General features: G+C 64.9%; 23 protein-coding genes. 8 read left to right on the top strand and 15 right to left on the bottom strand.

Translation table 11 applies throughout. From position 1 onward, the window contains the following. From RMO40_RS16725 to RMO40_RS16705, 5 genes are all read right to left on the bottom strand, one after another. The coding region (locus RMO40_RS16725; protein ID WP_309723863.1) for an ATP-binding cassette domain-containing protein at positions 1-418 on the bottom strand (418 nt) is incomplete at its 3' end. Next, positions 415-1710 carry an ABC transporter permease subunit gene (locus tag RMO40_RS16720; protein ID WP_309723860.1) on the bottom strand — a complete coding sequence of 432 codons (1296 nt, stop codon included), beginning with the start codon at positions 1708-1710 and terminating at the stop codon, positions 415-417. The genes RMO40_RS16725 and RMO40_RS16720, both read right to left, overlap by 4 nt. Before the next feature lie 2 nt (positions 1711-1712). After that, positions 1713-2660 (bottom strand): ABC transporter permease subunit, encoded by a 948-nt coding sequence (locus RMO40_RS16715; RefSeq protein WP_309723858.1) that lies wholly within the window; start codon positions 2658-2660, stop codon positions 1713-1715. Positions 2661-2966: 306 nt separating this feature from the next. Further along, complete coding sequence (locus tag RMO40_RS16710; protein ID WP_309723853.1) at positions 2967-4214, bottom strand: ABC transporter substrate-binding protein; 1248 nt, start codon at positions 4212-4214, stop codon at positions 2967-2969. Positions 4215-4354: 140 nt separating this feature from the next. Continuing rightward, the gene (locus RMO40_RS16705) at positions 4355-6001 is read right to left on the bottom strand and encodes a 3-(methylthio)propionyl-CoA ligase (RefSeq protein WP_309723851.1); all 1647 of its coding nucleotides are present in this window, start codon (positions 5999-6001) and stop codon (positions 4355-4357) included. 120 nt (positions 6002-6121) lie between these two features. Between RMO40_RS16705 and RMO40_RS16700 the strand changes: the two genes are divergently transcribed. From RMO40_RS16700 to RMO40_RS16680, 5 genes are all read left to right on the top strand, one after another. Further along, positions 6122-7615, top strand: coding sequence for a protein adenylyltransferase SelO family protein (locus RMO40_RS16700; RefSeq protein WP_309723848.1), 1494 nt, complete (start codon positions 6122-6124; stop codon positions 7613-7615). Then, on the top strand, positions 7612-8013 hold the full coding sequence (msrB, locus tag RMO40_RS16695; RefSeq protein ID WP_309723846.1) for a peptide-methionine (R)-S-oxide reductase MsrB: 402 nt from the start codon (positions 7612-7614) through the stop codon (positions 8011-8013). Before RMO40_RS16700 ends, msrB begins: the two co-directional genes overlap by 4 nt. 21 nt (positions 8014-8034) lie before the next feature. Continuing rightward, positions 8035-8688, top strand: coding sequence for a septation protein A (locus RMO40_RS16690; RefSeq protein WP_309723843.1), 654 nt, complete (start codon positions 8035-8037; stop codon positions 8686-8688). Between the two features lie 6 nt (positions 8689-8694). Next, positions 8695-8961: a BolA family protein gene (locus RMO40_RS16685; protein ID WP_309723841.1), complete on the top strand. Its 267-nt coding sequence runs from the start codon at positions 8695-8697 to the stop codon at positions 8959-8961. A 90-nt stretch (positions 8962-9051) separates the two neighbouring features. Then, on the top strand, positions 9052-9864 hold the full coding sequence (locus RMO40_RS16680; RefSeq protein WP_309723839.1) for a peptidylprolyl isomerase: 813 nt from the start codon (positions 9052-9054) through the stop codon (positions 9862-9864). A 171-nt stretch (positions 9865-10035) separates the two neighbouring features. Here RMO40_RS16680 and RMO40_RS16675 read toward each other — a convergent pair whose 3' ends face one another. Further along, positions 10036-10710: an ATP-binding cassette domain-containing protein gene (locus RMO40_RS16675; protein WP_309723837.1), complete on the bottom strand. Its 675-nt coding sequence runs from the start codon at positions 10708-10710 to the stop codon at positions 10036-10038. A gap of 13 nt (positions 10711-10723) precedes the next feature. On the opposite strand from RMO40_RS16675, the gene RMO40_RS16670 reads away from it, so the two are divergent. Beyond that, entirely contained in the window at positions 10724-11365 is a 642-nt protein-coding gene (locus RMO40_RS16670; protein ID WP_309723865.1) for a GDSL-type esterase/lipase family protein, read from the top strand. Here the strand turns inward: RMO40_RS16670 and RMO40_RS16665 are convergent, their stop codons facing one another. Together RMO40_RS16665 and def are read right to left on the bottom strand one after the other, a co-directional pair. After that, complete coding sequence (locus RMO40_RS16665) at positions 11366-13423, bottom strand: DUF6600 domain-containing protein (RefSeq protein ID WP_309723835.1); 2058 nt, start codon at positions 13421-13423, stop codon at positions 11366-11368. A 102-nt stretch (positions 13424-13525) separates the two neighbouring features. Further along, positions 13526-14062, bottom strand: a complete 537-nt coding sequence (gene def, locus RMO40_RS16660) for a peptide deformylase (protein WP_309723832.1) — start codon at positions 14060-14062, stop codon at positions 13526-13528. 139 nt (positions 14063-14201) lie between these two features. On the opposite strand from def, the gene RMO40_RS16655 reads away from it, so the two are divergent. After that, entirely contained in the window at positions 14202-14567 is a 366-nt protein-coding gene (locus RMO40_RS16655; RefSeq protein ID WP_309723830.1) for a hypothetical protein, read from the top strand. Between the two features lie 122 nt (positions 14568-14689). Then, complete coding sequence (locus RMO40_RS16650; RefSeq protein ID WP_309723828.1) at positions 14690-16711, top strand: TonB-dependent receptor domain-containing protein; 2022 nt, start codon at positions 14690-14692, stop codon at positions 16709-16711. A 23-nt stretch (positions 16712-16734) separates the two neighbouring features. Here RMO40_RS16650 and RMO40_RS16645 read toward each other — a convergent pair whose 3' ends face one another. From RMO40_RS16645 to RMO40_RS16615, 7 genes are all read right to left on the bottom strand, one after another. Continuing rightward, on the bottom strand, positions 16735-17343 hold the full coding sequence (locus RMO40_RS16645) for a DUF4124 domain-containing protein (protein ID WP_309723825.1): 609 nt from the start codon (positions 17341-17343) through the stop codon (positions 16735-16737). A gap of 21 nt (positions 17344-17364) precedes the next feature. Continuing rightward, positions 17365-18066: a hypothetical protein gene (locus tag RMO40_RS16640; RefSeq protein ID WP_309723823.1), complete on the bottom strand. Its 702-nt coding sequence runs from the start codon at positions 18064-18066 to the stop codon at positions 17365-17367. 100 nt (positions 18067-18166) lie between these two features. Further along, positions 18167-20251 (bottom strand): NAD-dependent DNA ligase LigA, encoded by a 2085-nt coding sequence (gene ligA / locus RMO40_RS16635; protein ID WP_309723821.1) that lies wholly within the window; start codon positions 20249-20251, stop codon positions 18167-18169. 22 nt (positions 20252-20273) lie between these two features. Next, a complete protein-coding gene (locus RMO40_RS16630; RefSeq protein WP_309723819.1) occupies positions 20274-20708 on the bottom strand; it encodes a hypothetical protein in 435 nt (144 codons plus the stop codon). 13 nt (positions 20709-20721) lie between these two features. Beyond that, the gene (locus tag RMO40_RS16625) at positions 20722-21141 is read right to left on the bottom strand and encodes a CC0125/CC1285 family lipoprotein (RefSeq protein WP_309723816.1); all 420 of its coding nucleotides are present in this window, start codon (positions 21139-21141) and stop codon (positions 20722-20724) included. A 75-nt stretch (positions 21142-21216) separates the two neighbouring features. After that, positions 21217-22281, bottom strand: coding sequence for a cell division protein FtsZ (locus RMO40_RS16620; RefSeq protein WP_309723814.1), 1065 nt, complete (start codon positions 22279-22281; stop codon positions 21217-21219). 22 nt (positions 22282-22303) lie between these two features. Continuing rightward, positions 22304-22966, bottom strand: a 663-nt coding sequence (locus RMO40_RS16615) for a chromosome segregation SMC family protein (protein WP_489660181.1), incomplete at its 5' end; no start/stop codon positions are given.

Below are 22966 nucleotides of genomic sequence, written 5' to 3'. Positions count from 1 at the left end.
CCTCTTCGGCGCGGTCATTGGCGTCGTGCAGGTTGGACAAAAACTTCCAGAACACGTAGCGGTAGCCCATGGACCACAGCACCGCACACCGGATGTTCTCGAACACCGACAACTTGCTGAACAGGTTCGACACCTGGAAGCTGCGCGCCAGGCCCTTGCGGCTGATCTCGAAGGGCCGCAGCCCGTCGATGCGCTCACCATGCAGCCGGATCTGGCCGCTGCTCAGGCCGAAGCGCCCGCTGATGAGGTTGAACAAGGTCGATTTGCCAGCCCCGTTGGGGCCGATGATCGCAACACGCTCGCCTTGTTTGACCTGCAGGCTGGCACCACGAATGATCTCGGTCTTGCCGAAGCTCTTGCGAACGTCGTCGAGCTCGACCGCCCATTCGCTATGGGTTGAAACTGAGCCCTGGCTCATACGCTACCTCTGCGGTGAATTTCTTTTTCGATTTCTTCCTGGATCGTGCCCCACTCCAGCGCGAACTTGCGCCGCACCACCTCGAAGAGCGAGTAGCCGACCACAAAGACGGCCGCCGAGCCCAGCCAGCTGCCCAGGCTCTTGATGTTCAGCACCACGCCGAAGAAGCGCACCTCATCACCGGACGCGGCTTCCAGCTGCAGGTGGTACACCATCTCGATGAGCGCGGCAGCGCCCAGCAGCCAGACCACCAGCGTGGCGGCCAGCCCGAGATAGTTCACCCAGAGGCGACGGAACTTGCCAAACGCCGCCACGCGCAGGTTCATCATCACCAGGCTGGAGAAGCCACCCGGTGCGTACATCACCATCACCATGAACAGCAGGCCGAGGTAGATCAGCCAGGCCTTGGTGATCTCGGACAGCAGCACCAGGGCCAGCACCGACATCAACGCGCCGATGATCGGCCCGAAGAAGAACAGCGCGCCCCCGAGGAAGGTGAACAGCAGGTAGGCGCCGGAGCGCGCGGCGTGCACCGACTCAGCCGTCACGATCTCGAAGTTGAGCGCCGTGAGGCCGCCGCCAATGCCGGCAAAAAAGCCGGCGATGATGAAGGCGATGTAGCGCACGACCTGGGTGTTGTAGCCCACGAACTCGACCCGCTCGGGGTTGTCGCGCACGGCGTTGAGCATGCGACCGAAGGGCGTCTGCGTCAGCATGAACATCAGGCCGGTGCAAACGAAGCAGTACACCGCGATCAGGTAGTACACCTGAATCTGCGGGCCGAAGGTGATGCCCAGGAACGGCGCACCCACCACCCGGTTGCCGCTGATGCCGCCTTCGCCACCAAAGAACTGGGGGAACATGAGCGACATCGCGAACACCAGCTCGCCCACGCCGAGCGTGATCATGGCAAAGGTGTTGGCCGCCTTCTTGGTGGAGACCCAGCCCAGCAACGCGGCAACCGCCGCACCGGCCAGACCACCCACCACCGGCACCAGGCTCACCGGCAGCGGCATCTTGCCCGCGCTGATGAGGTTGACCGCGTGGATGGCCAGGAAAGCGCCAAGCCCGGTGTACACCGCATGGCCGAAGCTCAGCATGCCACCCTGGCCGAGCAACACGTTGTAGCTCAGACAGATGATGATCATGTAGCCCATTTGGGACAACACGGTCAGCGCCAGGCTGCTCTTGAACAGCAGAGGCGCCACGATCAGCAGCAAGGCAAAGCCGCTCCAGACGATCAGCCGGCCCACGTTGAAGGGCTTGAATTGGAAGAATTGTGCGTTGCTCATCATCAGCCCTCACGTGTGCCCATGAGGCCCTTGGGGCGGAAGATCAGCATCAACACCAGCAACGCATACGGCAAGATCGGTGCGACCTCGGATATTTTCAGTTTGAGAACGGCGTACCCGAAGGTGGCCGGGTCAATGTTGATGCTCACGTTCTGCAGCAAGGTCAGCATCGACTGGTCGAGCGCCACCGCGAAGGTTTGCAGCACGCCGATCAGGAGCGACGCCGCAAAGGCGCCCGCCAGCGAGCCAAACCCGCCGACCACCACCACCACGAAGATGATCGGGCCCACGGCAGCCGCCATGCCCGGCTCGGTGACATAAGCATTGCCACCGATCACACCGGCCAGCCCGGCCAGCGCAGAGCCGCCACCGAACACCAGCATGAACACACGGGGCACGTTGTGGCCGAGGGCCTCGGACATCTCCGGGTGCGTCAGCGCCGACTGGATGATCAGGCCGATGCGGGTCTTGGACAGCAGCAGCCAGATCGACACCAGCATCAACAAGGCGATGAACATCATGAAGCCTCGGTACATCGGAAACTGCGTGCCGTACAGCGTGAACAGCGGGCCATCGAGTTCGGGCGGCACGCGGTAGTCCACCGGCAGGCGGCCCCAGGTGAGCTGCACCAGTTCGAGCAGCACGAACGAGAGGCCGAAGGTGATCAGCAACTCCGGCACATGCCCGAACTTGTGGACCGGGCGCAGGCAATACCGCTCGAACATCGCACCGATCAGACCCGCGACGAGCGGCGTCAGAAAGAGTGCCGGCCAATAGCCGAAATACTTGGTGATGGTGAAGGCGAAATAGGCGCCTAGCATGTAGAAGCTGGCATGGGCGAAATTGAGCACGCCCATCATGCTGAAGATCAGGGTCAGCCCCGAACTCAGCATGAACAGCAGCAGCCCGTAGCTGATGCCGTTCAACAGCGATATGGTGAAGAACTCCATCGCGTCCTTTGATACAAGAAAGAGAAAACAACCCGTGCGCAGCAGTGCGAACCCAGGGGGTTTCGCTTGGCACGCAAGAGAACAAGGCTTCGCAAATTGCGGGCTGGCGACCCAGGCAAGAACGCCTCCGCGATGTTGCACGCGAGCAGTGCTCAACGTAAATCATCTAGGCGACACCCCGCGCTAGGGACTTCCCTGCCGCAACGCACAAAAAGAGGCAAGCCCGTCAAGGCTTGCCTCTTTGCTGGAACGTTGCGCTTTGCTGCAGAAGGACCGGCCTTCGCAGCGATTCAGCAGCTCAGCCGATCAGGCCGGGCGCTTCATCTGGCAGGTGGTCGGGGTGCTCGAGATGTACGGCTCGAAGGTCTTTTCAGCGATCCAGGTGTTGCCGGTGCCTTCACGAGCGATCGTGTTCTTCTTGTCGGTTTTACTCCAGGTCGCCAGGTACAGCGTTTGTTGCAGCTGGTGGTCGGAGGCACGCATCGTGATCTCGCCCGAGAAGCTCTTGACCGACAGGCCTTCCATGGCCTTGGCCACCTTCACCGGGTCGGTCGACTTCGCCTTGGCGATCGCAGAACCCAGCGTCTTGTAGAGGTGGACGACGGTCGCCGTGCTGAAGTCTTCGCCCTTGTACTTGGCTTCGTATCCCTTCAGAACGTCGAGAGCCTCGCCCGGCAGGTTGGGGTACGAGCCATAAACGTACTTGACCTTGCCCAGGCCGTAGTCACCCAGCGCGGCCGGGCCGCCGGTCGCACCAGCGTAGTAGGTGTAGAAGTTGACGGTCAAGCCGGCATCCTTGGCAGCCTTGAACAACAGGGCCATGTCATTGCCCCAGTTGCCGGTGATCACGGTGTCGGCACCCGACTGCTTGATCTTGGCAACGTAAGGAGCGAAGTCCTTCACCTGGGCGATGGGGTGCAGGTCTTCACCGACGATCTGCACATCGGGGCGCTTGCGGGCCAGGGTTTCCTTGGCGTACTTGGCAACCTGGTGACCGTGGGCATAGTTCTGGCCAATGATGTAGACCTTTTGGACGCTCTTGTCGTCTTTCATGTAGGTCGTCATGGCTTCCATCTTCATCGACGTGTCTGCGTCAAAGCGGAAGTGCCAGTAGTTGCACTTGCTGTTGGTCAGGTCAGGGTCGACGGCAGCGTAATTCAGGAACACGAGTTCCTTGCCGGGGTTGCGCTCGTTGTGCTTGCTGATCGCGTCGATCAGGGCAGCAGCGGCACCCGAGCCATTGCCTTGCGCAATGTAGCGAATGCCCTGGTCGGTGGCGGCCTTCAGGACGCTCAGGCTTTCTTGCGGCGAACCCTTGTTGTCGAAGGGAACGATCTCGTACTTGACGCCTGCAGGATTGGCCTTGCCGCTCTCGCGCTCGGCGAGAAACTGGAAGGTGTGCAGGATGCCGGTACCGATGTTGGCCATGGGGCCCGACAGCGGGTCGATAAACGCGATCTTGACGGTTTCGCCGGCTTGGGCGAAGGCCACGCTCGCGTTGAGGGCCAGAACGGCAGCGACTGAAACGCCGAACATCTTCTTGGTGAATTTCATCTACTTCTCCTTGGGTACATAAATCAAACCATGTGACCTTAACCGAACATTGCTTCGCAAAGCTTCAAGGAATACCCGGAATCGCACGACAGTGCAAACACGTAGAAGCCGCCCGAGACAACTCAGTGCTCGCCCACCTGTCAAGCCGCGGGCAGCTGATGTTCTTTGAACAATTCCCGCAGCTTGAGTTTCTGGATCTTGCCGGTCGCCGTATGAGGGATTTCGCTAACGAAAACCACGTCATCCGGGACCTGCCATTTGGCGATGCGCCCTTCAAAAAAGCCGAGCAACTCTTCCCGGGTGAGGCTCGCGTCGGGCTTCTTCACCACCACGAGCAAGGGGCGTTCATCCCATTTCGGATGGCGGCATGCGATTGCAGCGGCTTCGTGCACCGCCGGGTGTGCCATGGCGATGTTTTCAAGGTCGATGGAGCTGATCCATTCGCCACCCGACTTGATCACGTCCTTGCTGCGGTCGGTGATCTGCATGAAGCCGTCGACGTCGATGGTGGCCACATCACCGGTCGGGAACCAGTCTTGCCCATCAACCTTCACGAGCGGTGACTCATCGCGCTGGAAATAGCTGCTGATGACCCAGGGGCCACGCACCACCAGGTTGCCCGAGGCCTTGCCGTCCCAAGGCAGCGGCTTGTCGTCGTCGTCGAGGATCTGCATGTCGACGCCGTAGACCACACGCCCTTGCGAGGCGAGCAGGCGCTGCTGTTCCTCTTTGCTCGACGCTGAATGTTTGCCCTTGAGCTTGGCCAGCGTGCCCAGCGGCGACATCTCGGTCATGCCCCAGGCGTGGATCACTTCCACGCCGAACTCTTCTTGCAGGGTGCGCATCATGGCCGGCGGGCAGGCCGAGCCGCCGATCACGGTGCGCTTGAAGGTGCTGAACTTGAGCTTGTTCTGCATGACGTAGTTGATGAGGCCCAGCCAGACTGTCGGCACACCGGCGCTGAAAGTCACCTTCTCGCTCTCGAAGAGTTCGTAGAGCGATTTGCCATCGAGGTGCGGCCCGGGCATCACCAGCTTGGCGCCCACCAGCGGGCCAGAATAGGGCAGGCCCCAGGCGTTGACGTGGAACATGGGCACCACGGGCAGGATCACGTCTTTCGCCGAGCAGCCGAGCGAGTCGGGCAAGGCGCTGCCGAACGCATGCAGCAGGGTCGAGCGATGGGTGTACACGGCGCCCTTGGGGTTGCCGGTGGTGCCCGAGGTGTAGCAAATGCTCGATGCGGTGCCTTCGTCGAACTCGGGCCAGGCGTACTGGCCGTTCTCGGCGTCGATCAACTCTTCGTAGCACAGCAGCCTGGCCAGCGTGCTGCTGGCCGGCATGTGCGCGCGGTCGGTCATCAGCACAAAGTGTTTGATGCTCAAGAGCTGCGGCGCTAGCTTCTCGACCAAGGGCAAGAAGGTGAGGTCGAAACACAGCACACGGTCTTTCGCGTCCTCGGCGATCCAGACGATCTGCTCCGGAAAGAGCCGCGGGTTGATGGTGTGGCAGACGAGCGCCGAACCTGAAGTGCCGTAGTAGATCTCGAGGTGGCGGTAGCCGTTCCAGGCCAGCGTGCCGACACGGTCGCCGGGCTCGCAGCCCAGCCGCCCCAGGGCTTGTGCAAGCTTGCGCGAGCGCAGTTCACAGTCTTTGTAGGTGTAGCGGTGGATGTCGCCTTCGGCCCGCTTCGACACGATCTCGGTGTCGGCCGAGTGCCGCGCCGCGTGGGTGATGAGCGACGAGATCATCAGCGGCATTTCCATCATCTGGCCCATCAGGCGTGACATGCGTTTCCTCCAAAAATTCATTGCTGCGATGCAACGATGATAGGAAGCCGCTGCCCTCGTGAATTCCTGCTGTTTACCCCTAGAGAAAGCCAGAAACCACCTACTCGCTAAACTGCGGCGATGGCTGCTGTATTCGACGACGCACAGACCCTCGCCTTGCAAGGCAGGCGTTGGCCCAACCGATTTGCGGCACTGGGCGACACCTTCTTCACCGCACTCCCCACACAAGGTTTGCCCGACCCGCACTGGGTGGCCTGGAGCCCTTCGTGCGCCACGCTGCTCGGGCTCACCGAACAAGCCCGTGATGACCACAGCCTTCAGGTCTTCAGCGGCAATGCGCTGACGCCTGGCATGCGCCCGCTGGCCAGTGTCTACAGCGGCCACCAGTTCGGTGTGTGGGCCGGCCAGTTGGGTGACGGCCGTGCGCACTGGCTGGGCGAGGTCGACACGCCCCAGGGCCCGATGGAGATCCAGCTCAAGGGTGCGGGCCTCACGCCCTACTCGCGCATGGGCGACGGTCGTGCGGTGTTGCGCTCATCGATCCGCGAATTTCTCGGCTCCGAGGCCATGGCCGGCCTGGGCGTGCCGACCACGCGCGCACTGTGCATCACCGGCTCGGCCTTGCCGGTGCGCCGCGAAACCATGGAAACCGCTGCCGTGGTCACACGCATGGCGCCAAGTTTCATTCGCTTCGGCCACTTCGAGCACTTCACCCACACGGCCGAGAACACGCCCGCGCTCAAGCAGCTGGCCGACTTCGTGATCGCGGCCTACTACCCCGAGTGTCTCGATTTGCCACAGCCTTACGTGGGCCTGCTCGACGCGGTGTCGCGCCAGACGGCCGAGCTGATGGCGCACTGGCAGGCGGTGGGCTTCTGCCATGGCGTGATGAACACCGACAACATGTCGATCCTCGGGCTGACCATCGACTACGGGCCGTTTGGCTTTCTCGATGCCTTCGACCCCGGGCACGTCTGCAACCATTCCGACCACCAGGGCCGCTATGCCTACGCGCGCCAGCCCAACGTGGCCTTCTGGAACCTGCATGCCTTGGCCCAGGCGCTGCTCCCGCTGATCAACGAGCCTGATGAAGCGCTGGAGGCCTTGGAGGTCTACAAGACCGCCTTCCCGCGCGCGCTGGAGCAGAAGATGCGCGCCAAGCTCGGCCTCGCGACCGAACAAGACTCTGACCGCGACCTGATCGATGGGCTGCTCAAGCGCATGGCCGCTGACCGCAGCGACTTCAGCATCAGCTTCCGGCGGCTTGCTCAGTTCAGCACCACCGAGGGGGCGGTCAACTCGCCCCTGCGTGACCTGTTCATCGACCGCGAGGCCTTTGATGCCTGGGCCGCGCAATACAGCGCACGCCTTCGCGCAGAAGGCAGTGTCGACGCCGAGCGCAGCTTGCGAATGAACCGTGTCAACCCCAAGTACGTGCTTCGCAACCACCTCGCCGAAGTGGCGATCCGCGAGGCGCAGGCGGGCGATTTCTCGGAAACAGAGCGGCTGCTGAAAGTTCTGGAGCGCCCCTTCGACGAACAACCCGAACACGCGGCGTATGCCGACTTCCCGCCCGAGTGGGCGCAATCGATTGAGGTGTCTTGTTCATCATGAGCAAATACAAAGTTGAAAAGTCCGACGCTGAATGGCGCAACCAGCTCGACCCGATGCAGTACGAGGTCGCACGCCACGCCGCCACCGAGCGCGCCTTCACCGGCAAGTACTGGGACCATTTCAAGAACGGCCAGTACAACTGCATCGGCTGCGGCACGCCGCTGTTCAAGTCAGACACCAAGTTCGACGCCGGTTGCGGCTGGCCGAGCTACTGGGAGCCGGTCAACAGTGATGTGATCGAGCGCGTAGTCGACAAGGCGCACGGCATGGTGCGGGTGGAGGTTCGCTGCAACAACTGCGGTTCGCACCTCGGCCACGTGTTCGAAGACGGACCCGAGCCGACCGGGGAGCGGTTTTGCATTAACTCGGCTTCGATAGACTTCAAGCCCTCGCCCTGAGACGCCTTCACGCTCCCTCGAATGAAATTCCTCCTCGACTTCCTGCCCCTGCTGCTGTTTTTCGGCACTTTCAAATTTGCCGAGTCCCACAAGGAATGGGCCGCTGCTTTTGCGACCGACCACCTCGGGTTCATCGTCTCGGGCGGCGCGGTCGGGGTGGAAGAGGCGCCGGTGCTGCTGGCGACCTTGGTCGTGATCGCCGCCACGCTCGTGCAAGTGACCACGCTCAAACTGATGCGCCGCAAGATCGACCTGATGTTGTGGATCACGCTCGCGCTGGTGGTGGTGCTCGGCGGGGCCACCGTGTGGTTCAACAATGCCACCTTCATCAAGTGGAAACCCACGGCCGCCTTCTGGGCCATGGGCCTCGCGCTGTGGGTCAGCCAGGTGCTGTTCAAGAAGAACCTGTTGCAGTCGATGATCGGCGGTGAGCTCCAGTTGCCTGACACGGTGTGGTCGCGCCTCAACCTGCTGTGGGTAAGTTTCTTCGCGGTGATGGGCGTCATCAACCTCTACGTGGCCTTCAACTTCTCGACCTCGACCTGGGCCACCTTCAAGGTGTTTGGCGTCTACAGCCTGATGATCGTCTTCACCGTCGGCCAGGTGATCTACCTGAGCCGCTACATGAAAGACGAGACCGACAGCCCCAAGGCGCCCGCCGAAGAGAAAGCCTGATCCGCCATGGCCGTGACCGCCGAAGAGATCGACACCGCGCTGCGCGATGCGCTGCAACCGCAAAGCCTCGCCATCACCGATGACAGCGACCAGCACGCCGGCCACGCGGGCGCACGCGAAGGGCGTCATTTCAGCGTGCGCATCGTCAGCGATCGCTTCACCGATTTGTCACACGTGAAGCGACATCGCCTCGTATATGATGCCGTCCAACTTTTGATACCGCGCGGCATCCACGCGCTCGCCATCGAAGCCCGCGCTCCGGGCGAAAGCTGACACTGCGCAGCCGCCGGCCCACCGGCCACCACACCGCTGCACAGCCCGCCTCCCCTCTTCCGACCCATCCCGTTGAAAGGCACCAAGCCCATGAAGAAGCTGTCTCTCGCTGCCCGCACCTCGCTGTTGGCTGTCTCTGTCGCGCTGCTGTTCCCGCTGGCCGCACAAGCTCAAAACATCGCCATCGTGAACGGCAAACCGGTGCCCAAGGCTCGCGCCGAAACGCTGCTGCAACAAGCCACCAAGCAAGGCGGCCAACCGCGCACGCCGGAACTCGAAGCGCAGGTCAACGACGAAGTCGTGTTGCGCGAGATGTTCATGCAGGAAGCCGAGCGCCGCAAGCTGACCAGCTCGCCCGAGTACAAGGCCCAGATGGAGCTGGCCCGCCAGAGCATCCTGATCCGCGAGCTCTTCAACGACTACACCAAGAAGAACCCGATCGCCGACGCCGACATCAAGGCCGAGTATGACAAGTTCAAGGCGCAGTCGAGCGGCACCGAGTACCGCGCGCGCCACATCCTGGTCGAGAAGGAAGACGAAGCCAAGGCGCTGATCGCCCAGATCAAGGGCGGAGCCAAGTTCGACGAACTCGCCAAGAAGAGCTCGAAGGACCCGGGTTCGGGTGAAAAAGGGGGCGACCTCGACTGGGCCGCAGCCGACTCCTATGTGCCCGAGTTCTCGAAGGCCTTGTCGGCTCTGAAAAAGGGCGACATGACCGACACACCGGTCAAGTCGCAGTTCGGTTACCACATCATCAAGCTCGAAGACACGCGCGAGGCGCAGTTCCCGGGCCTGGACGAAGTGAAGCCGCAGATCCAGCAGCGCCTGGGCCAGCAGCGCCTCGCGAAATTCCGCGATGACATCAAAGCCAAGGCTAAGACCGATTACAAGTTCAGCAACTGATCTGCTGTATTGCTCAATCAAAAGGGGTGCCACTGGGCACCCTTTTTTTGCTTGTCAGGTTCGATTTACCGCCAAGGCGCCACGAACGCAAAGGTCGCAAAGAAAGACTGGATTGACTTGGCGACCTTTGCGTTCTTGGCGCCTTGGCGGTGAAAAGGCCTCACCCCAGCACTAACTCAAATCGACACGCCCCGCTTCGATCCGCAGCTGTCGGTCGCAACGCGCCGCAATCTCGCGGTCGTGGGTGACGAGCACGAGTGTCGTGCCGGCTTCGCGGTTGAGCTCGAACATCAGCTCCATCACCTTGCCGCCGGTGGCGAAGTCGAGGCTGCCGGTGGGTTCGTCCGCCAGCAGCACGGCGGGCTTCACGACGAAGGCGCGGGCGAGCGCCACGCGCTGTTGTTCACCGCCCGAGAGCACCTTGGGGTAGTGCGAGAGACGTTCGCCCAGGCCCACACGCTGCAGCATCTCGGTGGCCAAGGGACGTGCATCGTTGCGGCCTTGCAGCTCCAGCGGCAGCATCACGTTCTCCAGCGCCGTCAGGTTGCCGAGCAGCTGAAAACTCTGAAACACGAAGCCGACCTTCGCGGCACGCACGGCAGCACGGGCGTCTTCGTCGAGCACGAACAAATCGGTGCCGGCGAGGCGAACTGTTCCGGTGGTCGGTGTGTCCAAGCCGGCAATGATCGACAACAAGGTGCTCTTGCCCGAGCCGCTGGCGCCCACGATCGCCGCCGACTGCTGGGCCGGCAGGGTGAAGTCGATCTCATGGAGAATCGTCAGCAGGCCGCTCGAGTCCTGCACTTGTTTGGTGACACGCTCGACGGCAATGATGGGTTCAGACATGAATCGACTTGAGATGGTGTGGACGCGCAGAAAATTGCTGAGGCACTGTACCGTGCTTGCCCTTGCCGGCGCAGGCTTGCCCGGCAAAGCCGCAGGCGCGCAGGTGATCCTGGTGGTGGGCGACAGCCTGTCGGCCGAATATGGCCTGGAGCGAGGCAAAGGCTGGGTGACCTTGCTTGAGCAGCGCCTGGCAGCTGACAAGCTGCCGGCCACCGTCGTCAACGCGAGCATCAGCGGCGACACCACCTCGGGCGGGCGCTCGCGGCTGCCCACGTTGCTCAAGCAACACAAGCCGACGCTCGTGGTGCTGGAGCTGGGTGGCAACGACGCCCTGCGCGGCCTGCCCCTCAACATGACACGCGACAACCTGCTGGCCATGGCGCGCGCCGCGAAAGCGGCGGGTGCCAAGGTGCTGGTGGTCGGCATGCAGGTGCCGCCCAACTATGGGCGGCAGTACAGCGACGACTTTGCGGCGCTGTTCCAGAGCGTGGCCAAGGCGGAGAACGCCGCGCTCGTGCCCTTCTTGCTGAAGGGCGTGGCCGACGTGCCGAATGCCGAGGCCTTGTTCCAGCCCGACCGCATTCACCCGCGCGAACAGGCCCACCCGATCATGCTGGCCAATGTGTGGGTGGGGCTGAAGCCGCTGCTGCGCTGATCAGCGGCGCTCGCCGCCGCGCTCACCACGCTCGCCACGCTCTATACGTTCCACACGATCGTTCGAGCGTTCACGCTCTTCACGCACGCGCGGCGGCTGACGCACCTCGGGCTGCGGCTGGGCTTCACGCGGCGGGGGTGGCGGCGCCTGCGGGCGCTGCACCACCGGCGCGGGCGGGCGCACCACGGGCGGTGGCGGAGCCACCTGCACGGGCGCCGGCGCTGGTGCCTGCACCGCGCGTGGCGGTGGGCCGGGCATTTCATGGTGGCGCTTGCGCTCGTCAGGCGGGGGTGCCAGCGCGCGGTCGGTCACGATCGGGCGCGGTGGTGGCACACCCACCCGCGGCGGGTTGTTACCCTGGAAATCACCTTGCTGGGCCGGCGGCAAGGGGCGCACGCGTGGTGATTCAGGCTGCGGCGACGGCCTGTTGTTGCCGCGGCCCTCGTCGTTGTCGCGTGATTGCCAAACCGGAGGTCTTGCCTGTGGCGGGTTGTTGGCTCCAGGCGGTGGGGTGTCACGCCCACGGCGATCTCGGTCATCAGGCCGACCGACATTCGGGCCGTTGCCCTGCTCTCGCCCTCCCATGCCGGGCTGCTGCACCACCGGCGAAGGTCGGGTGATCTCACCAGGGCGCACACCCGGGCGAGAGACGCGCGGATCCACCACCTCGCGCGAGCCCGGTGTCCAGCGCGGCGGTGCCACGACCGGCGCATCGGCGCGTGGGCGGTCTCGCTGCATGTCGCGCAGGTCACGGTCGTTCACGGGGCGGAAAGCAGGCGCCACTGGCTGGCGGCGCTCGACCACGCTCGCCGGCACCACGGTCACTGCGTTCGGCCGGCCCCGGTTCACATAGCTCGCACCGGCCATGTATTGCCCGGGGTTGTTGATGATGACGTTGACATTGGTGATGTTGGTCACGTGGTTGCCGTTCACGTTGCGCACATAACGCGGGCTCACGCGGTAGCCCGGCACGTAGACCTCACGCGGGCCGAGCGGGAACCAGCCGACCGTGGGCGGGCGTCCCACCGTGACGGACACGCTCACATGGGGCCCACCCACCCACGCCACCAGCGCCGGCGCGTACACCGGCCGCGCCTCATAGCGCCCCGGTGTCCAGCACCAGTTGTTGCGGTGGTAAACCCAGCGTCCATAGTGGAAAGGGGCAAAGCCCCAGGGCGCGTCGTCGACCCAGGTCCAGCCCCAGGGCCTGACCCAGGCCCAATGGCCCATGCGGTACGGCGCCCAGCCGGGGGCGACGGTGACAGGAATCCACAGCGGGCCGTATTCGGTGTTCTGCTCCCAGCGGCCATAACGGTCGAGGTCTTCGACGCCGGTCATCTCGGGCGACACGTAGCGTGACGACACGCTGCGCTCTTCACGTGAGTCACGCGAGCCAACCCAGTCGCTGAAGTCGTCGCGCTGGGGGGTGCTGGTGGCGTACTGGGGCACCCCACGCTGCTTCCAGAACTCGACCCGCTGACCTTGTTGCACGGTCAGCGCCGTGCCGTCGTTTTCGTAGGTGATCTGGCCGCTGAGGGCGGTGGCGACGGTCGTGTCGTCGTTGCGGTCGAAGCGATAGTTGCCGCTGCGTTCGGTGCGAAAGCGCCCTTCGCCGGTGACGAGGTCGAACTCGCCGGCCGCTTCGCGCGTGCGCAAGCGGGCCGATACACTGCCGCTGTGCAGGTGCAGGCCCAGGCGATCGTCGTCGAGCTCTCGGATCTCCAACTCGGTGTTGGGGGCCACGCGCAACACGGTGGAGCCGATTCGCACTTCAGCGCGCCCATCGGCCTCGGTCGAGAGGCGGTCGCCGGAGGTGACAGGGCGGTTGCGGGTGGCGGGAATCCATTCGTTGCTGTCGGTGGCGTAGATCCAGACCTGCCCGTTGAGCTCGGCCAGGCGACCGGCACGCGAGGGCGGGTCGGGTTCGTCTGCCGCGCGGGCGGGCCACGCCAGCAGACTGAGCAACAGCAGGCCGAACAACAAACCCAACCATTGGGCGGGGGCGGGCCTGAGCTCGCGCGAGCGCGATGCGGCAATTTCCAGGTTTTTCGTAGGCATGTCTCGCTTTCGAGTGCGGTGAACCACCAGGGTTCCACCTACAACGTGCCGCGAGCGGGCCAGGCTGACGACAGAAACGTTTCTTCGCAAAACTCCCGGTTTTCAGTCGTCGTCCGCGGGGTCAAGATCGGGGAAAAGCACGCTCGTGAACCCGAATTGGCTGAAATCTCGCACCCGCATCGGGTAGAGCTTGCCGATCAGGTGGTCGCACTCGTGCTGCACCACCCGGGCGTGGAAGCCATCGGCCTCACGGTCGATCGGGCGGCCTTGCGGGTCGAAGCCGCTGTATCGAATGCGCGTAAAACGCGGCACCACGCCACGCAGGCCCGGCACTGAAAGGCAGCCCTCCCAGCCGTCTTCTTCGTCGTCAGACAGCGGCGTGATCTGCGGGTTGATGAGCACGGTTTCAGGCACGGGCGGCGCGTCGGGGTAACGGTCGTTACGCTTGAAGCCGAAGATCACCAGCGCGAGGTCAACACCGATCTGCGGTGCCGCCAGGCCCGCGCCGTGGGCCGCGTGCATGGTCTCGAACATATCGTCGATCAGGATTCGCAGCTCGGGCGTGTCGAACTGCTTCACCGGCTTGGCCACGCGCAACAAACGCGGGTCGCCCATCTTCAGGATTTCTCGAACGGTCATGGTCGCGATTCTGGTTCAAGAGGGGATGAGAGGCCACCCTCAGGGGCTCGGGCTTTTGTCGGCATTGTCGTTGAGCAGTCAGCGGCTTGTGATAGCTTCCGCCCTCTCAGTCACAACCTGACCCGCGCCCGATTCCCGCATGACACGCCTGCACGCCATTCGCTTGCGCAGCTGGTTGGTTCACCTCACGGTGGCCAGCTTGCTGCTGGCGCAATCGTTGGGCCTGCTGCACCGCTCGGTGCAGCAGCCTGCGGGCAGCAACACCGCCGTGGCCAGCACCGCGGGCCACGCGACCTCTGCACTGGGCGGCCTGTTCGCGGGCCACACGCTGGACACCGACTGCCGGCTGTTCGACCAGCTGGCCCACGCCGACCTCGCACCCTTGCCGGTGTCGGCCCTGCCCTGCGACTTCAGCACCGCACACCGCCTGGCCGTGGTGCCGTGCGGGCACCAGCCGGCGCTTGAGCGCAGCTACTGCGCACGCGCGCCACCCACGCTGGCCTGACGCGCCGGCGCGTCTCGCGCCCCTCCCCCGTCTTCGGCAGCCGCTGCGCGACGCGCGCGAGTTGCCGCATTGAGCCCGTGCAGTGCGCGCGGCTCTCACTCCCCGTATCCGAGAGACCTCTCATGCCATCCCACATTTCTTTGCGCCGCGCGGCGCTGGCCAGCGCCATCGGCGTGGCCTTTTCTTCCCTCGCACAAGCCCAGGGCGCCAGTACCACACTGCCCCCCGTCGTCGTCACCGGCAACCCCTTCGGCAGCCGCGATATCGCCACGCCCGTGAGCGTGCTCACCGGCGACGAGCTCACGTTGCGCCGCGGCAGCTCGCTGGGTGACACCTTGAACGGCACACCCGGCGTGTCGTCCAGCTATTTCGGGCCCAACGCCAACCGGCCGGTGATCCGCGGGCTCGACGGCGACCGCGTGCGCGTGCTCAGCAATGCCGGCGCGTCGCTCGACGCCTCCAGCCTGAGCTTCGACCACGCCGTGCCCATCGACCCGCTGTTCATCGAGCGGCTCGAAGTGTTGCGCGGCCCGGGCGCGCTCTTGTACGGTGGCAGCGCGGTGGGCGGTGTGGTCAACGCGCTCGACAACCGCATTCCACGCGAACGCATGAGCGGCGTCTCGGGTGTTGTCGAGGCCCGCCTGGGCGGCGCGCAAGGTGAACGTGGTGGTGCCGCGCTGGTCGAAGCAGGCAACGGGCAGTTCGTGCTGCACGCCGACGTCTTCGGCCGCAACACCAAAAACCTGCGCGTGCCCACCCACACGCCGCTGGCAGACGGCTCGCCGCTGCCCGAGACCGACCGCGTGCGCAACTCGGCCAGCCGCACGCACGGCGGTGCGCTCGGCGGCTCGGTCTTCTTCGACCGGGGCTACCTGGGGGTGTCGGTCGACACCTACGACAGCCGCTACGGCGTGGTGGTCGAGCCCGACGTCACCATCCAGATGAAGCGTGACCACGTCGGCCTGGCCGGTGAGGTGAGCTTCAGCGACGCCCCACTGCTCGGCCTGAAGGCACAACTCAACCACACCCGCTACGAGCATCAAGAGATCGAGGGCACAGGTGAGATCGGCACCACCTTCAAGACCTCGGGCGACGAGATTCGCATCGAAGCCCGGCACGCACCTCTCGGGCCGCTGCGCGGCATGTTCGGTGTGCAGCTCGAAGACTTCGACTTCTCGGCACTGGGTGAAGAAGCCTTCGTGCCCAGGACCCGCACCCGCAAGCAGGCGCTGTTCGCGCTGGAAGAACTGCCGTGGACGGGAGGCACCCTCTCGGCGGGCCTGCGGCTGGAGCGCAACAAGGTCAGCTCCGAGGGCGACGCCGATCCGCTGGACGCGAAATTCGGCCCCGCCGCCGAGCGCAGCTTCTCGCTGCGCAGCGCCTCGCTGTCGAACGTGTTCAAGCTGTCGCCGCAATGGTCGTTGTCAGGGGCGCTCAGCTTCAGCGAACGTGCGCCGACCTCGTTCGAGCTGTATGCCAACGGCGTGCACGCGGCCACCAGTGCCTATGAGCGCGGCGACACCACGCTCGCATCCGAACGCGGCAACAACCTCGATGTGGCGCTCGAATGGAAAGACGGCGCCAACCTGCTGCGCATCGGGGCCTTCCATGCGCGCTTCTCGCGTTTCATCGCATTGGAGGCCACCGGCAACGACGTGACGGTCGATGGCGAAGACTTCCCCGAGTACGAGTTCCGCTCGGTGCGGGCCCGCATGAACGGCATCGAGATCAACGGCAAACAACGCCTGCTCGAGGGCCCGGTGGCGCTCGACCTGTCGGGCAAGCTCGACCTCACCCGCGGCAGCAACCTCGACACCGGCCAGCCGCTGCCGCGTGTGGCGCCGCTGCGCGCCCTGGTCGGCGTGGATGCCAGCCATGGCCTGTGGGGCGGGCGCATCGAACTCGATCACGCGGCGCGGCAAACCCGAGTGCCTTCGACCGATACGCCCACGGCGAGCCACACGATGATCAACCTGTCGATCACTCGGCGTTTCACCGTGCAAGGCAGCGACGGGCTGTGGTTCTTGCAGCTCACCAACGCCGGCAACGAACTGGCCTACAACGCCGCCAGCATCCAGACCGTGCGTGAGCTGTCGCCGCTGCCGGGGCGGGCCTTGAAGACGGGGCTGCGTGTGAGCTTCTAGACGCTCGCGTGCGCGCTGCGGCGTCAGTTCTTGGGGGCTGGCGCCGCCCCGTTGACCGCTTGCGGTGGCACGCTGCTGATCTCGACGATCTTGATCTCGTCGCCTTCGAGCACGAGGCGCACGATCTCCAGCGTCTCGATGCTGTTGCCAGCGCGCCGCGACTGGTCGACGCGCACCGCGTTGCGGCACTCCAGCCGCAGGCTTTGCGACAAGGCGTCGGGGCGCCCGTCATTGCAACGGCGCTCGCCCTGGTAGCGCTGGGCGGCCTGCACCGCACGCGTCATCGATTCCATGTATTCATTGCGCCCGAGTTCGTGGCGGCCACGCTTGTCTACCAACAGGGATCTGAAATCCTTGGACAACAACCGACCGGCCGCGACCAGGTCGCGCTCGTTCACGGCGGCGTCGAAGCGGCGCAGGGTTTCTTGCGCACCCGCGGTGCTGAGGTCGCGCGTCTTGACCGGCGCCCATTTATCGGACGGCGCCTTGCCCTCGCAAGGCCGATCCTGAAACGTCGTCTTGCCGGCCTGGTTGGTGCAGGTCCAGGCCGCCTGGGCGGCCCAAGGCAGGCTGGCCATCAGCACGAGCAGGCTCGCCCGCACGGCGAGTTTGGACAGATGGGTGTGCTGCATGCTCGGGGCCTCTTCAAGTCATCAACGCTTGCACGCCAGCCGCTTGCCTTCACCACGGCTGATCACCAGGCCCTGGGCGGCAAGTTGTTCGACGGCGAAGACATTCGACTGCCGGCCATCATTAAGCGTCAACGCGTTTTGCGCCAGCGTGTAGAAGCCGCGCACGGGCTGCCCGTCCGAGGTGCCCGAGTAGGTGCCGTCTTGTACGAAGCTGAGGCTGAGGCCGCTGCCGGTCAGCGGGCCCTGGCAGTTCCAGGTTCCGAGCAACAGCCCCTCACGCGCCTTGTCGGGCGACACGCTCACTGCCGCCACGGCGGGCTCGTTCGTGGCCACGGCAGCAGCCGGCGGCGCGCTCGCGAGTGACGGCGTCCGTGGCTTGGCAGCAGGCCGCTGGGCCCACCACCAGCCCGCCAGGATCAACACCACCAGACCCAGCACCAGCCAAGGCTTTCTGCCGTAACCCGTGGGCTCGTCGTCATCTTCTTCGAGCACCACGATTTCGGGGGGTGCCTCGCGCTGGCGCAGCGAACGGTCGTACTGAGTGCGCCGCCGCGTGCTCGACAGCACGCTGGCCGCTTCTTTCAACGCCACCTGCTGGCCCGCGTCGAGGTCGGGAGCGGCCGCCGCCACGTCATAGGCCGCCTTGACCGCCTCCGGCGTCGCATCGGACGCCACGCCGAGGAGTTCGTACAAGGTCTTCTTGGTCGAAGCCCCCGTCGTCATGGTGTGATCTGGTGTGGCCATGCGTTGCGCGCACCTGCGGTGGAGAGAGGTTTTGAGTCTATGGCAGGTCACCGCCTGCCACACACCGGCTGGCGCCGATTCAGAGCCTTTCGTCCCCCGCAGGCAACAGGGCACGCAAGCCGGCCTCGTCGATCACCTCCACACCCAGCTCGCGTGCCTTGTCGAGCTTGCTGCCCGCCTCTTCGCCCGCCACCACGTAGGTGGTCTTCTTCGACACCGAGCCCGAGACCTTGCCGCCTGCGGCTTCGATCATTTCCTTGGCCTCGTCGCGGCTGAGCACGGGTAAGGTGCCGGTCAGCACGAAGGTCTTGCCGGCCAGCGGCTTCGGCGCCAGGTCACCTTCACCATCGTGCTCGGCCCAGGTGATGCCTGAGGCGCGCAGCTGCTCAACCACCTCGCGGTTGTGCGGCTGCTCGAAGAAGGTGCGAATGCTTTGCGCCACGATCGGGCCGACGTCGTTGACCTCCAGCAGCTGCTCGATGCTCGCGTCCATGATGCGATCGAGCGAGCCAAAGTGTTTGGCCAGGTCCTTGGCGGTGGTCTCGCCGATCTGGCGGATGCCGAGTGAATACAGAAAGCGTGCGAGCGTCGTGCGCTTGCTTTTTTCCAGCCCGGCGAGCAGGTTCTGCGCGCTCTTCTCGCCCATGCGGTCGAGGGTGCTGAGGCTGGCGAGCCCCAGCTTGTAGAGGTCGGGCAGGCTGTGCACCACCTGCGCTTCGATCAGCTGGTCGACCAGCTTGTCGCCCAGGCCTTCCACATCCATCGCGCGCCGGCCGGCGTAGTGCAAGATGGCCTGCTTGCGCTGTGCCGGGCAGAACAGGCCGCCGCTGCAGCGCCAATCGGCACCTCCTTCTTCGCGGGCGATGCCGCTGCCGCAGACCGGGCATTTGCCGCCCAGGCGCTGGTACAGGTCGAAGGGCTCGCCCACGTCGGCAGCGCGCTTGTCGAGCACCACGCTCACCACCTCGGGGATCACGTCGCCCGCACGGCGCACGACCACCGTGTCGCCGATGCGCACGTCCTTGCGGCGGGTTTCGTCTTCGTTGTGCAGCGTGGCGTTGCTCACCGTGGTGCCGCCCACAAAGACCGGCTCCAGCTTGGCCACGGGCGTGAGCTTGCCGGTGCGGCCGACCTGGATGTCGATGTCGCGCACCACCGTCATCTGCTCTTGTGCCGGGTACTTGTGGGCCACCGCCCAGCGCGGCTCGCGTGACACGAAGCCGAGCTTCTTTTGCAGCTCGCGCGAGTTGACCTTGTAGACCACACCGTCGATGTCGAATGAGAAGCCGTCGCGCTTCTCGCCCATCGCCTGGTGAAAAGCCACCAGGCCCACGGCACCCTGCGTCACCGTTCGGTCACTGCAGACCGGCAGACCCAAGGCAGACAGCGTATCGAGCATCGCGCTGTGCGTGGGCGGGATCTCCCAGCCCTGCACGTCCCCCAAGCCGTAGGCAAAGAAGCTGAGCGGACGTTTGGCCGCGATGGCCGGGTCGAGCTGGCGCACCGCACCGGCCGCCGCATTGCGCGGGTTGACGAAGGTCTTTTCGTTCTTGGCGCCTTGTGCGATCAGCTCGCGCTGGCGTTCGTTGAGCGCTTCGAACTGGTCGCGGCTCATGTAGACCTCACCGCGCACTTCGAGCACAGGCGCGGCCACGCCGTTCAATCGCAGCGGGATCTGCCCGATGGTGCGAATGTTCTGTGTGACGTCTTCGCCCTTCTCCCCATCACCGCGCGTGGCGGCTTGCACCAGCACACCGCTTTCGTAACGCAGGTTGATGGCCAGGCCATCGAACTTCAGCTCGGCGGCGTATTCAACCGGCGGGTCTTCGGGCGTCAACGCCAGCTCACGCCGCACGCGGGCGTCGAAGGAGAGTGCACCGCTGGACTCGGTGTCGGTCTCGGTGCGAATGCTCAGCATCGGCACTGCATGCAAGACCGGCACAAAACCGTCGAGCACCTTGCCAATGACTCGCTGCGTGGGCGAGTCGGGCGTCAGCAGCTCGGGGTGAGCGGCCTCGATGGCCTGCAGCTCCTGGAACAGCCGGTCGTATTCGGCATCCGGGAGCTGCGGGTCGTCGAGCACGTAGTAGCGATGAGCGTGATGGTTGAGCTGCGTGCGCAGCTCAGCGGCGCGGCGTTCGGTGGCGTCGGCGGTCGATGTCATGCCGCGATTCTGCGACGAACGGCTACTTGGGCGCCACGCAGGCCGACGGGCGAATGCTCGGCTCGACGCTCACCCCGGTGTCTTTCGCGGCGTCTTCGCGCACCAGCTCGGTAAAGCAGCGGCCGGTGCTGGCCAGGCCCGAGTTGGCGACGTAACTGCGGCCGGCCTCGGGCACGAAGCCCAGCCAGGCGCCACAGGTGTAGACCACGTTGTAGCCCTCCGAGCGGATGCTCGCTCCGAACGAGATGCGCTGCCCCACCGGCACGTTCACCACGTTGGTGTTGGCGACGGTGTCGAGTCGGTAGACCTTGCCGTCCTTGCACATCAGCGGGCTGCCTAGGCCCAGAAAGCGCACCGGCGCCATCACTTCATTGGGGGCCGGCTGATACGGCATCGCGCCGCAGCCACTCAACAGTGCCACCACGCCACCCGCAACCAGCCAAGGTTTGATCGTCATGTGGGGCTCCCGGTTACTTGGCGGTGGGCGCGGGTTTGACCAGCGCGTCGAGTTCATCGAGCACGGTCTGCGTCTGCATCGAACCGTTGCGCGGCTGATCCAGCGTCAGCATGAAAGCCGAGGCGCTGGGCTTGTTGCCGAGCGCGCCCACGCGGGGCAGCTGGGCGGGCCGGTCGGTCGCTGCAGCGTGCAGGCTTTCGAAGATCACGAAGTGCGGCTTGCCGTTTTGTTTGGCGAGTTCGGCGCAGCGGTAAAGCGCGTACTTCTGAACCGTCTCTGACGCGATGAACCCATTGCCGTGAAAGTCCACTTTCTGCAGCTTGCCAGGCCCGGCCTGGTCGACGTGTCCGCCGGTGAGGCCGGCGCCACCATATCGTGTGGCGCAGCCCGCCAAGGCGCAGCCCATCACGACGATTGCGATGATGTGTTTCAAAGTTTTCCCTCCCCGGCCTTTTTGATATCGCTTCAACCAACCCCTGGCCAGAGGGTCGAGCGGCTTTCCGTATGTTCAGCTGAACAGGCGCCGCGCGGCTGCCGAGCCTGCTGCCAGGTCGCGGCCCTCCAGCGCGTCGTACAGCCGGTTCAGTTCGTTCCCGATGGTGGCAAAACCCTGCGGGCTGAGCGGCTGGCCGTTGTCGTCAACGATGCCGGCGTCCATGCCGAGCGACAAGGCTTGCGCGCTGGCCTGCCAGGCGATGAAGGGGTCGGCCGCTGGGTCGGTTTGGGGCACGTCGAAGCTGAGCGTCACGTCGCGCACGGCCGCCTGGTTGGGGTCGTCGGCCAGGGCCGCTTGTGAGTCGAAGGTGAGCGTGAGCACGGGCGGCGCGCCGTCTTCGGTAGACGGCAGCACCAGACGGCCCGGCACCATGCCGGCCACGAAACCATGGCGTGCAGCGTGCTGCTGGATGTAGCCCACGCTCCAGGCGGCCGATCGGGCCTTCAGGTGCACGGCCAGCTGCGCGTCGCATTGGCCGGCAAAGGCGTCGAGTTCGCGGGCGCGGTTGGCGGCGTCGAGCATGTCGGGGAAGTCGGCCATGGCTCCGATGGCGTCGGCGAACGGCTCGATCTTCTGCACGAACTCGGAGTACTCGATCTCGTTCATCGCGCCCGTGCGGTTGGCCAACTGCACACCCGCCTGGATCTCGCTGTAGTGCTGGCCGGGAAGTGGTGCTTCCCACTCGCCGGTCTCGGCGTTCAGGCCCTCGATCAAGAAGGGCTTGCTGCCCGCACGGCGTGTGGGCGGCTGGTACGCCAAGACCATCTCGCCACTCACGGGCGCTTCGAGCGTGAGGGTGGCAATGGCGTCGATGAGGGCATCGATGCGCAGGCTGGCGCGGCGCGGCAGCGCCATCGGCAGCGGTGCCTCGGGCTCATCTGCCGAGCCGGATGCCGAGCCGGAAGTGGGCTCGACGCGCTCGGCCGAGGTGCCATCGAGCACCGGCTCACGCGGCTCCACCGGCGCTTGTTCGGCTCGCTTAGGGCCGGCCTTGCGGGCTTGCCAGGCACCGTGCGCCACGATGCCGGCCAGCACCACGCCGCCCAAACACGCCAACGCAATCGTGAGACTGTTCATCGTGCCGGGTGGGTGTGCAGGCTCAGGCCGCTTCGGCCAGGGTGACCGCAGCTTCCATGTCGACCGCCACGATGCGCGACACGCCCTGCTCCTGCATGGTCACGCCGATCAGCTGCTCGGCCATTTCCATCGCGATCTTGTTGTGGCTGATGAAGAGGAACTGCGTGCCCTTGCTCATCTCCTTCACCAGCTTGGCGTAGCGCTCGGTGTTGGCGTCGTCGAGCGGCGCGTCCACTTCGTCCAGCAAGCAAAACGGCGCGGGGTTGAGCTGGAAAATCGCAAACACCAGCGCGATGGCGGTGAGCGCCTTCTCGCCACCCGAGAGAAGGTGGATGGTGCTGTTCTTCTTGCCCGGCGGCTGGGCCATCACCTGCACGCCGGCATCCAGAATTTCGTCGCCTGTCATCACCAGCCGGGCTTGGCCACCACCGAAGAGACTGGGGAACATGCGGCCGAAGTGTTCGTTGACCTGGTTGAAGGTGTTGCCCAGCAGGTCGCGCGTTTCCAGGTCGATCTTGTGGATGGCGCCTTCGAGCGTGGTGATGGCTTCGTTGAGGTCGGCGTTTTGCGCGTCGAGGAAGGCCTTGCGTTCGCGTGACGTGGTCAACTCGTCGAGCGCGGCGAGGTTGACCGCGCCCAGCGCGTTGATATCGCGGTTGATCCGGTCGATCTCGCCCTGCATGCC

This window comes from Rhizobacter sp., from assembly GCF_031412075.1.
Classification (GTDB): Bacteria; Pseudomonadota; Gammaproteobacteria; order Burkholderiales; family Burkholderiaceae_C; genus Rhizobacter.
This window is presented reverse-complemented; position numbering and strand designations above follow the sequence as displayed.

Coding starts and splice junctions, on each gene's coding strand:
- RMO40_RS16720 (WP_309723860.1), bottom strand. CDS start 1,710: ATGAGCAACGCACAATTCTTCCAATTCAAGCCCTTCAACGTGGGCCGG.
- RMO40_RS16715 (WP_309723858.1), bottom strand. CDS start 2,660: ATGGAGTTCTTCACCATATCGCTGTTGAACGGCATCAGCTACGGGCTG.
- RMO40_RS16710 (WP_309723853.1), bottom strand. CDS start 4,214: ATGAAATTCACCAAGAAGATGTTCGGCGTTTCAGTCGCTGCCGTTCTG.
- RMO40_RS16705 (WP_309723851.1), bottom strand. CDS start 6,001: ATGTCACGCCTGATGGGCCAGATGATGGAAATGCCGCTGATGATCTCG.
- RMO40_RS16700 (WP_309723848.1), top strand. CDS start 6,122: ATGGCTGCTGTATTCGACGACGCACAGACCCTCGCCTTGCAAGGCAGG.
- msrB (WP_309723846.1), top strand. CDS start 7,612: ATGAGCAAATACAAAGTTGAAAAGTCCGACGCTGAATGGCGCAACCAG.
- RMO40_RS16690 (WP_309723843.1), top strand. CDS start 8,035: ATGAAATTCCTCCTCGACTTCCTGCCCCTGCTGCTGTTTTTCGGCACT.
- RMO40_RS16685 (WP_309723841.1), top strand. CDS start 8,695: ATGGCCGTGACCGCCGAAGAGATCGACACCGCGCTGCGCGATGCGCTG.
- RMO40_RS16680 (WP_309723839.1), top strand. CDS start 9,052: ATGAAGAAGCTGTCTCTCGCTGCCCGCACCTCGCTGTTGGCTGTCTCT.
- RMO40_RS16675 (WP_309723837.1), bottom strand. CDS start 10,710: ATGTCTGAACCCATCATTGCCGTCGAGCGTGTCACCAAACAAGTGCAG.
- RMO40_RS16670 (WP_309723865.1), top strand. CDS start 10,724: ATGGTGTGGACGCGCAGAAAATTGCTGAGGCACTGTACCGTGCTTGCC.
- RMO40_RS16665 (WP_309723835.1), bottom strand. CDS start 13,423: ATGCCTACGAAAAACCTGGAAATTGCCGCATCGCGCTCGCGCGAGCTC.
- def (WP_309723832.1), bottom strand. CDS start 14,062: ATGACCGTTCGAGAAATCCTGAAGATGGGCGACCCGCGTTTGTTGCGC.
- RMO40_RS16655 (WP_309723830.1), top strand. CDS start 14,202: ATGACACGCCTGCACGCCATTCGCTTGCGCAGCTGGTTGGTTCACCTC.
- RMO40_RS16650 (WP_309723828.1), top strand. CDS start 14,690: ATGCCATCCCACATTTCTTTGCGCCGCGCGGCGCTGGCCAGCGCCATC.
- RMO40_RS16645 (WP_309723825.1), bottom strand. CDS start 17,343: ATGCAGCACACCCATCTGTCCAAACTCGCCGTGCGGGCGAGCCTGCTC.
- RMO40_RS16640 (WP_309723823.1), bottom strand. CDS start 18,066: ATGACGACGGGGGCTTCGACCAAGAAGACCTTGTACGAACTCCTCGGC.
- ligA (WP_309723821.1), bottom strand. CDS start 20,251: ATGACATCGACCGCCGACGCCACCGAACGCCGCGCCGCTGAGCTGCGC.
- RMO40_RS16630 (WP_309723819.1), bottom strand. CDS start 20,708: ATGACGATCAAACCTTGGCTGGTTGCGGGTGGCGTGGTGGCACTGTTG.
- RMO40_RS16620 (WP_309723814.1), bottom strand. CDS start 22,281: ATGAACAGTCTCACGATTGCGTTGGCGTGTTTGGGCGGCGTGGTGCTG.